General features: G+C 64.0%; 16 protein-coding genes. 14 read left to right on the forward strand and 2 right to left on the reverse strand.

Features of this window, described 5'->3' with window-relative positions:
• Window positions 1–73 precede the first annotated feature (73 nt).
• The 14 genes from eccCb (at window position 74) to AC5Y42_RS12100 (ending at window position 13,882) form a co-directional block, all read left to right on the forward strand.
• A complete protein-coding gene (eccCb, locus tag AC5Y42_RS12035) occupies window positions 74–1,849 on the forward strand; it encodes a type VII secretion protein EccCb (RefSeq protein WP_499898348.1) in 1,776 nt (591 codons plus the stop codon).
• A 133-nt stretch (window positions 1,850–1,982) separates the two neighbouring features.
• Window positions 1,983–2,279 (forward strand): PE domain-containing protein, encoded by a 297-nt coding sequence (locus tag AC5Y42_RS12040; RefSeq protein ID WP_499898350.1) that lies wholly within the window; start codon window positions 1,983–1,985, stop codon window positions 2,277–2,279.
• A 44-nt stretch (window positions 2,280–2,323) separates the two neighbouring features.
• Window positions 2,324–3,658, forward strand: coding sequence for a PPE family protein (locus AC5Y42_RS12045; protein ID WP_499898351.1), 1,335 nt, complete (start codon window positions 2,324–2,326; stop codon window positions 3,656–3,658).
• A 93-nt stretch (window positions 3,659–3,751) separates the two neighbouring features.
• On the forward strand, window positions 3,752–4,045 hold the full coding sequence (locus AC5Y42_RS12050; protein ID WP_499898353.1) for a WXG100 family type VII secretion target: 294 nt from the start codon (window positions 3,752–3,754) through the stop codon (window positions 4,043–4,045).
• Window positions 4,046–4,073: 28 nt separating this feature from the next.
• Complete coding sequence (locus AC5Y42_RS12055) at window positions 4,074–4,364, forward strand: WXG100 family type VII secretion target (RefSeq protein WP_499898355.1); 291 nt, start codon at window positions 4,074–4,076, stop codon at window positions 4,362–4,364.
• Window positions 4,365–4,451: 87 nt separating this feature from the next.
• A complete protein-coding gene (locus tag AC5Y42_RS12060) occupies window positions 4,452–5,840 on the forward strand; it encodes a MinD/ParA family ATP-binding protein (protein WP_499898658.1) in 1,389 nt (462 codons plus the stop codon).
• Window positions 5,837–7,369, forward strand: a complete 1,533-nt coding sequence (gene eccD, locus AC5Y42_RS12065; RefSeq protein ID WP_499898357.1) for a type VII secretion integral membrane protein EccD — start codon at window positions 5,837–5,839, stop codon at window positions 7,367–7,369. The genes AC5Y42_RS12060 and eccD overlap by 4 nt, the downstream gene beginning before the upstream one ends.
• A gap of 55 nt (window positions 7,370–7,424) precedes the next feature.
• The gene (locus tag AC5Y42_RS12070; protein ID WP_499898358.1) at window positions 7,425–7,736 is read left to right on the forward strand and encodes a WXG100 family type VII secretion target; all 312 of its coding nucleotides are present in this window, start codon (window positions 7,425–7,427) and stop codon (window positions 7,734–7,736) included.
• A 78-nt stretch (window positions 7,737–7,814) separates the two neighbouring features.
• Window positions 7,815–9,698: an alpha/beta hydrolase gene (locus tag AC5Y42_RS12075; RefSeq protein WP_499898360.1), complete on the forward strand. Its 1,884-nt coding sequence runs from the start codon at window positions 7,815–7,817 to the stop codon at window positions 9,696–9,698.
• Window positions 9,682–10,260: a lipoprotein LppJ family protein gene (locus tag AC5Y42_RS12080; RefSeq protein WP_499898362.1), complete on the forward strand. Its 579-nt coding sequence runs from the start codon at window positions 9,682–9,684 to the stop codon at window positions 10,258–10,260. The genes AC5Y42_RS12075 and AC5Y42_RS12080 overlap by 17 nt, the downstream gene beginning before the upstream one ends.
• A 118-nt stretch (window positions 10,261–10,378) precedes the next feature.
• Complete coding sequence (locus AC5Y42_RS12085; RefSeq protein WP_499898363.1) at window positions 10,379–10,561, forward strand: hypothetical protein; 183 nt, start codon at window positions 10,379–10,381, stop codon at window positions 10,559–10,561.
• The gene (locus AC5Y42_RS12090) at window positions 10,558–11,178 is read left to right on the forward strand and encodes a hypothetical protein (protein ID WP_499898365.1); all 621 of its coding nucleotides are present in this window, start codon (window positions 10,558–10,560) and stop codon (window positions 11,176–11,178) included. Before AC5Y42_RS12085 ends, AC5Y42_RS12090 begins: the two co-directional genes overlap by 4 nt.
• Window positions 11,179–11,510: 332 nt before the next feature.
• Window positions 11,511–12,443, forward strand: coding sequence for an ESX-1 system-associated protein (locus AC5Y42_RS12095; protein WP_499898367.1), 933 nt, complete (start codon window positions 11,511–11,513; stop codon window positions 12,441–12,443).
• A 518-nt stretch (window positions 12,444–12,961) separates the two neighbouring features.
• On the forward strand, window positions 12,962–13,882 hold the full coding sequence (locus AC5Y42_RS12100; RefSeq protein ID WP_499898659.1) for an ESX-1 system-associated protein: 921 nt from the start codon (window positions 12,962–12,964) through the stop codon (window positions 13,880–13,882).
• A 186-nt stretch (window positions 13,883–14,068) separates the two neighbouring features.
• Here the strand turns inward: AC5Y42_RS12100 and AC5Y42_RS12105 are convergent, their stop codons facing one another.
• Both AC5Y42_RS12105 and AC5Y42_RS12110 read right to left on the reverse strand, forming a co-directional pair.
• On the reverse strand, window positions 14,069–14,287 hold the full coding sequence (locus AC5Y42_RS12105; RefSeq protein WP_499898368.1) for a hypothetical protein: 219 nt from the start codon (window positions 14,285–14,287) through the stop codon (window positions 14,069–14,071).
• Between the two features lie 602 nt (window positions 14,288–14,889).
• Window positions 14,890–15,327, reverse strand: coding sequence for a hypothetical protein (locus AC5Y42_RS12110; protein WP_499898369.1), 438 nt, complete (start codon window positions 15,325–15,327; stop codon window positions 14,890–14,892).
• Window positions 15,328–15,351 lie beyond the last annotated feature (24 nt).

Raw genomic sequence — 15,351 nt, forward strand, 5'->3', positions numbered from 1 at the left:
GCCGCGTCGTCGACAATTTGACAATTAGCGATGAGGCGGGGGTACCACCCGCTTGCGGGGGAGAGCGGCGCTGATGAGCATCGAACAAGAACCGCGAGTACTGCGCGAGGTGGTGCTGGACCAGCTCGGCACCGGTGAAGCTATCGCGTACCGAATGTGGTTGCCGCCGTTGATGGATCCAACCCCGGTCAATGAGCTCGTCGAGCGTGACATCCGGCAACCGTTGCGATTCGGCCTGGGGGTCATGGACGAGCCGCGCCGGCATCGTCAAGAAGTGTGGGGCATCGACGTTTCCGCAGCGAGCGGCAACATCGCCGTTGGCGGCGCTCCGCAGACAGGTAAGTCGACTTTTCTGCAAACAATGATCTTGTCGGCTGCGGCTACCCATTCGCCGCGCCACGTGCAGTTCTATTGCATCGATCTCGGTGGTGGTGGGCTGATTTACCTCGAAGACCTGCCGCATGTCGGCGGGGTGGCGACCCGGTCCGAGCCGGACCGGGTCAACCGCATGGTTGCCGAAATGAAAGCCGTGCTGCGCCAACGGGAAAACATTTTCAAGCAGTATCGGGTGGGCTCGATCGCGGCGTATCGGCAGATGCGCGACGACCCGAATCATCCCGCTGCATCCGATCCCTTCGGCGACGTATTTCTGGTCATCGACGGGTGGCCGGCTTTCGTCGGGGAATTTCCCGACCTTGAACCGATAGTGCAAGACCTGGCCGGTCAGGGGCTGGCCTTCGGCATCCACACCGTGATCTCCACGCCACGTTGGACTGAACTGAAGGCCCGCGTGCGCGACTATCTCGGCACCAAGGTGGAGTTCCGGCTCGGCGACACCAACGAAACCCAGATCGACCGCATAACCCGCGAGATCCCGGCCAACCGTCCCGGCCGGGCGATCTCGATGGAAAAGCACCACCTGATGATCGGCGTGCCCCGTATCGACGGTGTGCACAGCGCCGACAACCTGGTCGAAGCGATGTCGGCGGCGGTGCAGCAAATTGCTGCCCTTCACACCGAGCAGGCGCCCGAGGTCAGGGTGCTGCCCGAACGTATCCATCTGCACCAACTGGATCCGAACCCGCCTGGACCTGATTCGGATTACCGCACCCGATGGATGATTCCGCTCGGCTTGCGCGAGGCAGACCTTTCGGTGGCGTACAACAACATGCAGGTCACCCCGCACTTACTGATCTTTGGCGCCGCGAAGTCGGGTAAGACGCGTATCGCGCACGCCGTTGCGCAGGCCATCTGTGCCCGCAACAGTCCTGACCAGGTGCGTTTCATGGTGGCCGACTACCGCTCCGGACTGCTAGACGCGGTACCGGATTCCCACCTGCTCGACGCGGGGGCCATCAACCGCAACGCCGCATCACTGGACGAGAACATCAAAGCGATGGCGATCAATCTGCGGAAGCGACTGCCGCCCGTCGACTTGACTGCCGCGCAATTGCGTGCGCGGTCGTGGTGGAGCGGACCTGACATCGTGCTGTTGGTCGACGATTGGCACATGATCGTGGCCGCTGCTGGTGGAGTCCCGCCGATGACGCCGCTGGGCCCGCTATTACCTGCGGCCGCGGATATTGGGCTGCACGTAATTGTCACGTGTCAAATGAGCCAGGCTGCCCGAGCAACCATGGACCGGTTTGTCGGTGTCGCATACGGGTCGGGATCGCCCACCCTATTTCTCTCCGGTGACAAACAAGAGTTCCCGTCCAGCGAGATTAAAGTCAAAAAAAGGCCTCCTGGCCAGGCGTTTTTGGTTGCGCCGGACGCTAAAGAAGTCATCCAAGCGGTCTATATCGACCCTCCAGAAGAAGTGTCTGCACCACCCTCTAACGGCGGTTAGGATCGATTCGACAACTTCAAACGCCGTAGGACGGGCTGATGCGCGAGGGGTGTCAAATCCCAGCCTGAAATGGTGCGCGGTCGTCCATAACGGTGAATGTGGATCTCCGCTACAAGGTGAGGAGAGATTTGAAATGCAACCTCTAGCAGTCGACCCGGCAATCGCCGCGATCGGTACACAGGTCGTCGCGAACGGCACCCGCGGGCTGACCGCCGGCACCACCGCCTCGGCGATGGTGACGAGCCTGATGCCGGCCGGAATCGACGAAGTCTCGGCACAGGCCGCGATGGCATTCGCGTCGGAGGGCGTGCAGGCGCTTGCGCTGAACTCGTTCGCGCAGGAAGAGCTGGCGCGAGCCGGTGCAGCCTACGCGGAGGCCGCCGCAATCTATGCAGCGGTCGATGAGGGTGCCGCAGGCACGTTGATTTAGAACGCCAGCCGAAGCAGTCACGTCGAGACCAGAGTTAGTACGCCATGGTCGGATTGCCGCCGTTAAACATCGATTTCGCTGCGCTGCTGCCGGAGTTCAACACCTTCCGGCTGCAGGCCGGGGCGGGCGCAGAGCCGATGCTGCAGGCCGCCGCGGGCTGGGAGGCGTGGGCAATCGCTCTGGAGACTCAGGCGCTGGAGCTGGCCGCGAGCATGTCTGCGCTCAGCGGAGCGTGGTCCGGTATGGCCAGCGAACGCGCGGTGGCCGCGACCATGCCGATGGTGGCGTGGCTGCAGACGGCCGCGCTGCAGGCGCAAAAGCGTGCCATGCAGGCAGCGGCACAGGCGGCGTCGTACACCGCCGCGGCGACAACCACCCCGCAGCTACCCGAGATCGCGGAAAACCACATCACCAACTTTGTTCTGAACGCCACCAACTTCCTCGGCGTCAACACAGTGCCGATTGCGTTCAACGAAGCGGACTACATCCGCATGTGGGACCTGGCTGCCGCGACGATGTACGCGTATCTCGCGGAGACCACCACCAATGTGATGTTCGAGCCGATTTTGCCGGCGAAGCCGGTTGTCATTCCGGGTGTCGCCGAGGTAGCGGCGGGCGCGGCTCTCGGTCAGTTGGCCGCAAATGCCCCGGGCGCCGTCTACCGCGACGCGGTGTTCGCCCGGGCAACCGCACAGGGCCTGGCCGAATCGGTCGGTTTGAAAGCGGGCGAGGCGGTCGGCGCGGGCAGTCAGGCGGCAACACTGGGGGAGGGGCAGGCCAATCACGCGCAGAACGCGCGCCCGTCCGAGCAGAATGAGCTGACGCAAGGTCCGCAGCAGTTCATGCAGTCGGGCATGCAGATGGTCACCCAGATCGGGTCGCAGGCGGGCCAAATCCCGCAGATGCTCCAGAGTCCGATGCAGCAGCTGACCCAACCACTGCAGCAGGTGACGTCGATGTTCAGCCAATTCGGCAGCGGCATGGGATCCGGCGATCACGGTATGCAGCAACTTGGCCTGATGGGGACCAGCCCATTCTCCAACCATCCGCTGGCCGGTGGGTCTGGGGCCAGCACCGGCGCGGGCCTGGTGCGGGCGGCATCACTGCCCGGCATGGGAGGCTCGGCACCGCGAACGCCGCTGATGGCCAGCCTGATCGACAAGGCCGGGCCGGTGTCGCCGGCCGCTGTCGAACCCGTCGGTGCAGCCGCAGGAGCATCGGCCACTGGCGGAACGGCACCGGTCGGTGCCGGCAGCGGCGGATCGGGCGCGATGGGCCCGACCGGGCAGCGCGGAAAGTCCGGCGGCACCAAGGGCGGGCTGAAGGCGCCCTCGCCGCTCACCCAGGACCTGGGCGAAGACGACGGCGACGACTGGTAGTCGCCCACCAAAGACTTCCCGGCCACCAGGGCCGGAAGACTCGCCCTGTGGCGAGGACAACAGGAAAAGAAAGAGATCAGCATGGGTTCACCAATGGAAGCCGATCCGGCTGTCCTCGCCACAGAGGCCGGCAACTTCGAGCGGATCGCAGGAGAGATCAAGGGCGTGATGGCCCGGGTCGAGGGAACAGCACAAGAGCTGATGCCGCAGTTGCAGGGTAGTGCCGGCACTGCCGCTCAGGCGGCGTTGAATCGCTACAACGAGGCCGCGCTCGCGCAGGTGAAAGAACTGGACGACGTCACAGAGAACCTCCACCAGTCGAACATCCACTACACCAGCACCGACGAGGATCAGGCTGCCGGCGTTGCCGCTGCCATGAACTTCTGACCCCGACTCGAGAGAAACGGAGCATCACATGGGACAGCCAATCACTTACAACTTCGCCGGCATCGAGGGCCACGCGACCGCTATTCACGGAGCGGTTGGTATCCAGGCCGGTTTGCTCGACGAAGGCAAGGGCTCGCTTGCGAGGCTGGCCGGAGCGTGGCAAGGCGACGCCCAAGGCGCCTACAACACCCTCATGATGCGGTGGGACCAAACGTCCAGCGAACTGAACCTGGCGTTGCAGAACCTGGCGCAGGCGATTCACGAGGCCGGTGCGACAATGGGTCAAACCGAGGCCGCCAACACGGCTAGATTTTTCTAGCCCGGCGCGCACGAGGGGGCGAGTACGAGTTGCTGAACTCGCCCACCTCGTGTCCCGCCGCAACCGACACAGTCTTGAGAGGTGCTCATGTCGGCCGACTATGACCGGCTCTTCAACGCCCCCGAGGACGAGCCCGGGGACGCAACGGCGCAGGTAGATCTGGATGCCGTTCGACGGTTCCAGCCGCCGCCTCCGATGCCGGCAAGCCCACCCGCATCCCACGACGCGCCTGCCCCGCCGATGCCCATCGGCGGGCCGCAGCCCCCGCCGTCGTGGCAAGCCCAGGCCGCGCCGCAACCGGCGCCGCGCACGGATATGCCGCCGCCGCCACCACCGAATGGCAGCACCGCGGCGCCCATGCCGACCGCCGGAACTACCGGCGCACAATACGAGCGACCGCGTACGCCACCGCCCCAGCCGCCGCCGATGCAGCCAGCGCCCGCGCCGAGCCAACATTTCGCCGATTCGCAGCAAGAGGCAGGTGGCTGGCGCGCAGCGCCGCCGCCGCCGAGCCAGCCGCAGACGTCCGCGGCGACGATCGGCAATCACCGCGCTATCGACGCGTTGTCGCACGTCGGCGTCAAGTCCGCGGTCAAGATGCCGTCGCAACACGGCTGGCGCCACTGGCTGTACCTGCTGACCAGGATGAACCTGGGCCTGTCTCCCGACGAGCTTTACGAATTGGACCTGCAGATGCGGGTGCGGCGCAACGCCCGCGATTCGTATCAGATCGGCGTGTTGGGCTTAAAGGGCGGCGTCGGAAAGACCGCTGTGACTGTGGCTTTGGGTTCGGCGTTGGCCAAGGTGCGGGGCGACCGAATCCTGGCTATCGATGCCGATCCGGGTGCCGGAAACCTCGCTGATCGCGCGGGGCGCCAATCTGCGGCCAGCATCGCGGACCTGCTCGCCGACAAATCGCTGTCGCGATACAACGACATCCGCGCGCACACCAGCATGAACGCCGCAAACCTCGAAGTGCTCTCCTCCGAGGAGTACAGCGTGGCACGCCGCGCATTCAACGACGATGACTGGCAGGGCGCCACCGACATCGTGTCGCGGTACTACAACCTGGTACTGGCCGACTGCGGGCCCGGGTTGTTCGATTCGTCGGCCAAAGCTGTGCTGTCGACGGTTTCGGGCATCGTCATCGTGGCCAGCGCATCAATCGACGGCGCGCGGCAGGCGGCGATCGCCATGGACTGGCTGCGCCAAAACGGTTACCAGGACCTGCTATCCCGCGCGTGTGTGGTGATTAACCACGTCGTGCCGGGTAAGCCGAATCTGGATGTCGACGATCTGGTGCAGCAGTTCGAACGCCATCTGCAGCCCGGGCGGGTCCTCGTGTTGCCGTGGGACAAGCACGTCGCGTCGGGAACCGAGATCCAACTCGACCTGCTGGGCTCGACCTACCAGCGCAGGATCCTCGAGTTGGCCGCGGCGCTGTCCGACGACTTCGACCGGCTCGAACGGCATTGAGCGCCCCCGCTGCCGCAGCCTCGGCGACTTCGGGCGCGACGCCGAGCAGACCGGCGACCACCCGCGTGACGATCCTTACCGGCAAGCGGATGACGGACTTGGTGCTGCCCTCGTCGACACCGATCGAGACCTATATCGACGAGACCGTCTCGGTGCTGGCCGACCTGCTTGAAGACACCCCGACTGATGTCCTGGCCGGCTTCGATTTCTCGGCCGGCGGCGTCTGGGCGTTCGCTCCTCCGGGTGCTCCGCCGCTGAAACTCGACAAGTCACTCGATGACGCCGGAGTCGTCGATGGGTCGTTGTTGACGCTGGTGTCGGTCAGTCGTACGGAGCGGTATCGACCGCTGGTCGAGGACGTCATCGACGCCATCGCGGTGCTCGATGAGTCACCGCAGTTCGATCGGCGGGCGCTGAATCGCTTTGTGGTGGTTGTCCTTCCGGTCGTAGCGCTGGTGCTGTCCGTGGCGTCGGCACTGGCCTGGAGTAACACTGGGCATCTCCTCTGGTGGGCGCCGGCGCTGGGCGTTTTGGCCGTCGGTCTGCTGGTCGGCAGTGTCGTCGCCAGAAGCCGGTACCGAAACCTGAAGATGGCGGAGAGCCTGCTCGTCGCGGCGTACCCGGTAGTCGCGGCGGCGGTCGCGCTCGCGATCCCGCTGCCGCGCGGTAGCGACTCGCTGGGTGCGCCGCAACTGGCGGCCAGCGCGGTGGCCATCCTGCTCTTGACTTTGGCGACGCGGGGTGGCCCGCGTCGGCGCGCCGAGCTGGCTTCCTTCGTCACCGTCTCGGCGATCGCGATCATGGCGGCGGCAATTGCCTACGGCTATGGCTGGCAGTACTGGGTGCCGGCGGGCGCAATTGGTTTCGGCCTGTTCGTCGTGACCAATGCGGCCAAGCTGACGGTCGCTGTCGCGCGGATTGCGCTGCCGCCGATTCCTGCTCCCGGCGAGACCGTCGGCAACGAGGAGTTGCTCGACGCCGTCGAGGCTCCCGAAGACGTGGACGAAGAGTCGGCGACCTGGCAGGCCATTTTGGCGTCGGTGCCCGATTCAGCGGCCCGGTTGACCGAACGCAGCCGGCTGGCCAGGCAGCTGCTGATCGGCTTTCTTTCGGCCGGCACTCTGGTGCTGGCTGTCGGCGCGATCGCGGTGGTGGTGCGCGGACACTTCTTCATCCACAGCATCGTGGTGGCCACGTTGGTTACGGTGATCTGCGGGTTCCGGTCGCGGCTGTACGCCGAACGGTGGTGCGCCTGGGCGCTGCTGGCCGCCGTCGTCGCTATCCCGACGGGTGTGATGGTGAAGGTGAGCTTGTGGTATCCCGCCAGCGCATGGCTGGTGTTGAGCATCTACCTCGCGCTCGCTGTCGTCGGAGTGATTGCCATCGGCGCAACCGGGAGTGGCCGTCGTGTCTCGCCGGTGACCAAGCGGCTTCTCGAATTGGCCGACGGCGCGGCGATCGCCATCGTCATCCCGTTGCTGTTGTGGGTCGCCAGCGTCTACGACCTGATTCGCAATATTCGGGGCTGATGCCGATGGCGATGTCGTCGGCTCTAATAGAGCCTCCCACACTGGGATTCGGCCCGTGAGCGGCGGGCAGGAGCTGGCCGTCGACGCCGACGCGGTCGGAAAAGTCGGCAGCACTTTCAGCCAGGCCGGCGGCGAACTGGCCGCACTCAAAGCGGACGCTCCCCTTGGCGATGCGGCCGCGGTGGGGTCGCAGTTGGCTACCGCGGGTGGTTGCCGGAAGGCGCAGTCGGCCATCGCTGCTCAGACGGCGGCCTTGGCGAAGGAAGCCGACGAATACGGCGGGAACCTGAAAACCGCCGCGGCCGAATACCGCAACACCGACCGCACGGCGGGTGAAGCGATTAAGAAAGTCAAATTCGGCAAGTAAGACGCCTTAGTTGATGCACTGACACCGCTTATCCCGGTGGTACGGTTTTGAAATCGGCCGTTCGAAAGGCATGGCTGCATGGGTGTTTCGGTCTCGACGGTGGAGGGGTCGCACCCTGAGAAGCTCGTCGGCGCTGCCGAACAGGTTTCCGGCAAGATCACCACTTTGGAAACCATCATGGCCGGTGAGCGCGAGGACTTGGCATACCTGCAGCAGTCCTGGCAGGGCGAGGCCGCAACCGCTGCGCTAGCCGAGGGTTTGCGAAAGCTGGGCAAACAGGAGCGGTTTCATCTCAGGTTGCAGGAACTGAAATCCGCGCTGAACAATGGCGGAGAGCAACTCGGCGCCCTGCGTAAAGCAATCGTGGAAATGGTCCACACGCTGGTGAAGTTGGGTTTCTCGGTCAGCAATGATGGTGTGGTCACGCCGCACCAGTGGCTGGTCGGACGGTTCCTGAACGGGATGGCGGAGAAGCTGACAACTGTCCTCCAGCAACTGCTGAAAACCTTCGACGAAGTCGATCAAGCCACTGCGGCGGCCATTGCCCAGGCGTGTGGCCCATCTATCCCTAATCCTCCGGTCAACGTGGCGGGCAAAGACATTCAGATTCCATCGCCGGACACCAGCCCCGAGGACGTCAAGAAGTGGTGGGATTCGCTCAGCGACGAGCAGCGGCAAGCACTCATCGCGCAACACCCGCCGCTGTTGGGCAATCTCGGTGGTATCCCGGCTGACGCGCGCGACCAAGTCAACGTCCAGGTGATGGACGACGACATCCATCGCGTCGAGGATCTTGCCAACCGCCACCACGTCTCGGCCGATGATGTGGTCAAAAACCCAGGGGCCTATGGACTTTCGGCCGATGACGTGACCCGGTATCAAAACGCCAAGAATACGCAGCGCGGTCTTTACCATGACATGGGGATTGACGACTACCACGGAGACTACAAAGGCCTTGCCCAGTATGCCAAAGACCACAACCTGGACATGTCCAAGCTGCGGCCGGCAATGCTTTGGGCCTACGACCCGCTGGCGTTCAACGGTAAGGGCAAGGCAGCAATCGCGATTGGAAACCCGGACAAGTCGCCGAACACGGCAGTCATCGTCCCGGGTACGGGCGCCAGCGTGAAGTCGGGATGGTTATCCGACGGCCACAATGATGCGATCAATCTCTACGACCAATCGGCGCTGGCCGATCCAACCCATCCCACAGCGGTGATCGCGTGGATGGGCTACGACACCCCCTCGAGCTTCAACGATCTCAACGTCGGGAACCCGGGCCTTGCCCAAACCGGTGGGGACTTGCTCGCGTGGGATGTCAACAGCCTGGGTGTCACCCACCAAGGCGGCGTGGGGGAGCACGTCACCGTCATCGGACACTCGTACGGGTCGACGACGGTGGCCGACGCGTTTGCCCGCAGCGGCATGCACGCCAATGATGCTGTGCTACTGGGTTGTCCGGGGACTGATGCGGCGCGCACTGCTGCCGATTTCAACCTCAATGGCGGCCACGTCTACGTCGGCGACGCTTCCACTGACTTCGTCGGTTGGCTCGGCGAAGCAGGCGGAGTGCCCAATGCGCTCAACGATGCTCTAGGAAATCCTGTTGGGGCGGCAGCGGGCTTGGGCACCGACCCGGCCCACGAGGGCTTTGGTGCGACGCGGTTTCGTGCCGAAGTTCCGGGCTCAGAATTCATCCGCAGAGAAGACCATTCGTACTACTACCACGTGGGCAGTGAGTCGTTGCGCAGCATGACCGACATCGTCAGCGGCCATGGCGACAATCTGGAACGCGAGGGACTGTTGGCCGGGCAGCGGGTGGACGTCCCCTATCCCGTCACACCGACCGAGGTGCAGGTTCCAGGCATCGGCAAGGTCCCGGTGCCGCACATCGATCTCCCGTGGACCGACCCGGAATGGAACCGGCCGGGGGCGTCTGTGACGGATGACCATGGTTTTTAGTAACCGTAGAGATAGCCGCTTACGGCGACGACCGGCGTTACTTGCCGTCGCCCCGCTTATCGCGGTCGTGGTTCTTGTCCTAGGAGGATGTTCGCTGATGTTTCCGTCGCAAAACCGCGCGGCCCAACCTCCCGAGCCGCTGTCCGAGGAGCAGGCCAAGGCCCAGGTGATCGACCCGGCGAAACAGATCGCCAAGGTCACCGACTTACCCGACCTGTCCGGCACTTTCGAGTGGGAGTCGTGCAACGACCAAGGGGATCCGCCCTATCGCGGCCGGGTGGACATGTTGTTCACGGTGCCCGCCGGTGTCGACCGCCAGGCCTACTTCCAGCAGATCGCCGCGACGATGGCTGGACAATCTGGCTGGTCCGCTGGCCCGCCACCGGGTATGCGTCCGTTCGGCGCCGCCGTCCACAAAGACGGGGTCATGGTCATCATCGGGGAGAGCGGCACGGTGGGGCATCACGGCTCCATCCGACTTTTCGGTGAGTGCCGCAACATGCAGGATCACCACACTGACAACGGCTTCCAACGCATCACCGACGAATTGGTCGGGGGATGAGGGCTCGTTTGACCCGGCCAGCATCCGCCCTCGTCTGTGGCGGCAAACTTCGTGCACGCGACGTGTCAACGGACCGGTATGATTTGTTCTACGAAGACGCAGCGTGGGGGTTTTAGCGATGGCGCAAGAGACGCTGAAAGTAGATCCAGAGCGGCTGGCGCGGGCTGCGGCGAGTTTGGGTGCCCATGCCGACGAAATTCCGGTGATTCCGCCGGGCTTCACCGTGCCAGGAAGTGACCCGCTATCGGCGGCGATCGCCGCGCACGTGCCCCAGCTGGAAGCTCCGGTCGTCGGGCCATGACCCTGGATCAACTCAAGGCGGACGCGCAGCGGGACGCTGCCAACGTCGCCAAGGCGGCCCAGCACTACGCGCAGACCGATGAGGCGCTGGGAAACAAGATCAGCCAGCAGCAGTTCGACGCGAACGGCGGCCAGGGGCAGTCCGGCGGTGCCGCGGGGTCGGGCGGCGACCCGGCGAGCCAGATGATGGGTCAGATGGGTCAGATGCTCGGCATGCCGATGGAGATGGCCGGCCAAGCCGTGCAGATGCCGATGCAGATGGTGGGCATGGTCGGAGCGCTTCCGCAGACCGTTATGCAGAGCATGCAAGGTCTGCAGGGCATGATGGGCCACTCTGGCCAGTTGGGCCAGCACGGCCAGGATGGGCAGCCGGCCGACGTGCCCCAGGATCAACTCCAACCGGACAAGCCGGAGGACAAGGACGACAAGGCCGAGGAGAAGCCGAGCGAACCGGCCGAGCCGAAACACCAAGCCGCCGGACCGCAGCGAGAGCGGCTAGAGCCCAATCCCGAGTCTCTTGGCGGTGGTGCAGCCGGCGGCCAGCCGGGAAGTCCCACTGTTCCGGTCACCCCGGCGCCGAGCCGGCCGGCGACGCCCGGTTCGGAGATTGACCTCTGACCGCCCGGCGGGGTTAATCCGCAGTTGCTCGAGGCTGTCGCCATTAAGTTCAGTGCAGGAAGGCTGTAGTTGAGGCCGCCTGAATAGGCGTGAGTTGACCTGACCTGGAGGTGTGTGTCTTGAGTTCGCCCCCGCCCCCGCAGGGCCCATGGCACACTGGGCCGCCCAGGCCTGGCCAGCCACCCACACCGCCGCCCGGGCAGTTTCCCCAGGGCCAGCCTTATGGCCCGCCGCCGGGACCGTATCCAGGTTGGCCACCGCATGGCCGGCCCAAGAAGAGCAACGCCCTGAAGTGGGCATTGGTAGCGGTCGCCCTGATCGCGATTGTCGCGGTGGCTGTGGTGCTGACGTTGATTTTCAGTCGCGGGGGAGCAGGCGGCGGGCAGAGCAATAGCGGCGGTGCGCGTTCGACACCGGGGATCGTCAGCGCCAACGACAGTGGCCCGGTTGCGGTCATCACTGACGAGCCGACCTGCGATAAATTCGGGCCGATTAATGACGGCCTCGCAAACCAGGCGAGAAACGGATGGGATAAGCGCGAGCCATCGATCTCGGCCAATGATTGGACAACGGATCAGCGTGCTCAATACCAGGCGGTCGGTACATTGATGCGCACTACTGCAGATCGGTTCGTACCCCTTGCGAAACAGACGCCGCACAGGGTTCTGCGCGAAATCTATGAACAATTTATCGTCTACGCGCGGGCATACGCCAACAGCATTGCTACCTACACGGCGTCGGATGACTATCTAGCACTTGTTGCTGTGGGCGCATCAACGGCCGTGTATGACATTTGCAAGGCTATCTCGCAGGGGTCGGCCAACGCGTGGGGATCGTCGGTGCCGGCGGTAGAGCCCCCCGCGCACCCCGGCACGCTCGGCGATCCAGCTAACCCACAGCGAGTTCTCCCCTCCCGAGATCCAGTCTGTGAGGATTTGGTTGCGATGACCGACCGGTACGTATCCGACACATCGGCATGGGAAACTGTGGACCCGCGAATTTCCGCGAATCAGTGGAATCCTGATCAAAAAGCCATCTTCGATGCGGTGAAGCCGGTTATGTCCGCCTACGCCGACAATATTGAGCGTCTCGGTAAACGTAGTAGGAATGCCGGGCTTCAGGATTTCGCTATACTGAGTTCCCAGTACCTGCGGGCGTACGTGGGGAGCCTACCAACCTATGTTCCGTCGGATAGTTTTTTGGTGGCGGCGGCTCACAACATAAAGTCGATCATCGTCGGGGCGTGCATCGTTGTTGGGAGTTAAGAGATGACATTGCCCCGCCGTCGGGCGATTGCGTCACGCAGATGATTGATCGGTCAGCGGCTAGCCCGGCGCCGCTAGCGGGTTGCCTCCTTGACGGCCCGCGGATTATGTAGTTCCGGCGTCGAGCGGGTGGCGCCGCTGAGCTGTGTGTGATGGTTCGAATGGCCGCTTTGGTGCAGGAGGCCGGTCGTTTGTCGCTTAACCTTGTAGAGAACAGTGTTCGGGTCGGTTCGAGCTGCACTTGAAGGGCCACCCGGATCAAGGCGCGTGGACGTGACCTGGAGGTGTGTGTATTGAGTGTGCCCCCGCCCCCACAGGGCCCGTGGCAGCCACGACCGCCCACACCCGGTCAGCCGCCCACTCCACCGCCCGGTTACCCGGCACAGGGCCAGCCGTACGGTCCGCCGCACGGGCAGTATCCCGGTTGGCCACCGCCTGGCCGGCCGAAGAAGAGCAACGCGTTGAAGTGGGCGCTAGGGGCGGTCACCCTGATTGCGGTCATCGCGGTCGCCGTAGCGGTGACGTTAGCTTTCACCCATCGCGGACCGGACGACGGCCCGACTAATAAGGGTAATCCACCTACCACATCCGGAATCGCCAGTGCGAACGATACTGGCCCCGTGTCCGTAATCACCGATGAACCGACGTGCGACAAATTTGTGCCCATAAATTACGGGTTTGCTAATCAGGCAGAAAATGGATGGGATGACCGGGATCCGGCCGTACCTGCGACGGAGTGGACGCCGGACCAGCGCACTCAGTTCGAAGCCATGGGGAACACGATGCGTAACATGGCAGACCAGTTTGTGCCTCTGGCGAAACAGACGCCACACCGAGTCGTGCGTGAAATCTACGAACAGTTCATCGCCTATGCACGAGCCTATGCAGACAGTATTCCAACCTATACCGCTTCGGATGATCAATTGGCTCTGGTCGCTGTTAAGGCGTCATCAGCGATGTACGCCGCATGCACCGCCATTTCGCAGGGATCGGCGAGTGCTTGGGGCCCGTCGGTAGCGGAGCTGGCAGCGCCATCGAAAACCGCCACTCCTAGTAATCCGGCAAACCCGGAAAGGTTCCTTGCAGTGCGTGAGCCCGTCTGCGACGACTGGACGCCATTGGCGACGCAATACAATGCAGATATCCGACCCTGGACAGAAATTGATTCACGTATTCCCGCGACGCAATGGACGCCGGAGCAGAAAGCGGTTATTGATGCTGTCAAGCCGGTGATGTCGACCTATGCCGACAATGTTGAAAAGCTTGGTCGACGTAGCAATAACTCAGTCGTGCAAGATTTTGCGTTTCTGAGCGCAGTGTACACACGCGGTTATATTCGAGGATTGTCCACCTATGTTCCATCAGATAGTTTTTTATCGGCTGCGGCCAATTACTCGAAGGAGATAATTAACCAGGCCTGCTTGGCGGTTAGAGGTTAGATAATGACGATTGCTCCCCCATCGGGCGATTACGCTCCTCAGATGATTGATGGGTTGTGGCCAGAGGCTGACGAAGATCAGCTGCAAGCTCGCGGGGACGTCTTCTCCCATGCTAGTTCGGAGTTAGGGAAGGTGATCGAGAATTGGGCGCGTGAGCACCACATGATTTTTAATGATGGTGTTTGGTCAGGTGGCGCGGCGAGCGCCGCCGAAAATGTCCTGCAGCGACGGCTTAACCTGATGCAGGATATGCGAAACAAGATTGACGCCGCCGCGAAGTGGTATCAGGATGCGCACGACAGAGTGCGTGATGCCAAAAACCAAATCGTGCAGACTGTGCGTGATCATCAAGACGTAATCGGCCGCATTGCCGATGACGACGAGGATCGCGACACAAAGGTCCAAAATGAGATCACTGCGGCGTGGAACGAGAATTCGGAAACCGTGTCCAGCGAAGGTTCCAAGCTGGGCTTCAAGCTGGAGATGCCGGAAGCGCCGTCTAAGGCCTCCAACCTGACCGAACCAGATGACGGCGGTGGGCGACCCCCTGGTGCACCTGTACAGGCAGCGGCGAATGCCGACGCGGGCGGCAGCAGTCGTTTAGCTGGTCCCCCGTCACCGCGCGCTCCACTTGTGCAGCCCGCGGCGAATAGAAGCGGAGGCGGTAACAGTCGCTTAGCCGGTCCTCCACCGGACGCTCCGCTTGTGCAGCCAGCGGCGAGTACGGGCGGAACCGGTAACAATCCGGCAGGCGGTGCCGGCCCCAAGCCCGGCGCACCCGGTCCGGCAGGGCCCGGCATCCCGCCAGCAGCTGCCGTGCCGCGTCCGTCGACGCTAACTTCGTCGGGCACGGGGGGTGCTTCCTCCGGGCCGACAGCTGGTTCCCAGTGGATGGGATCGTCTGGTGCTGGAGGCGCTCAAAATGCGGCGCCGACGACGGCGTCCGGTGCTCCGCAGGGCATGTCGGATGCTCCACAGTCGCAGGCGGGTTCGGGTGGCCCCTCAACTCAGCCCGCGGCGGGCAGGCCCGACTCCGGGATTGCAGCAGCGGCTGCCGCGGCGGGGTCGGCATCGCCTGCAGTATTGCCCGCCTCCGCGGGCGCAGCGTCGACGGCTGCCGCCGCGGCGTCGGCAGCTGCAGCCGGTGCGACACCCGCGGCCCCGTCGGCGCCGGTGGAACACACCGGAGGGGCGGTGTCGGGCCCGCGCGGCCATACCGTCGACAGCGGCGGAGGCGGCGGTTTCAGCGGCGGCGGTGGTGGTGGCGTCAGCATGCCATCGATGTCGTCGGGATCAGGAGGAAGCGGCTCAGCGCCCATGCCGTTGCTGCCGCCCGCGACCCCGCCGCCGGCGGGACCGGTGCCACCAGGTGGCGGCACCCCAGGCGCACCGGGTAGCGGCACGCCAGGCGCACCGGGCGGACCAGGTGTGCACCCGGCCTCCACGACTAGCTCCTCCCAGGGCGGTGT

This window comes from Mycobacterium sp. NGS48 (genome assembly GCF_059812585.1).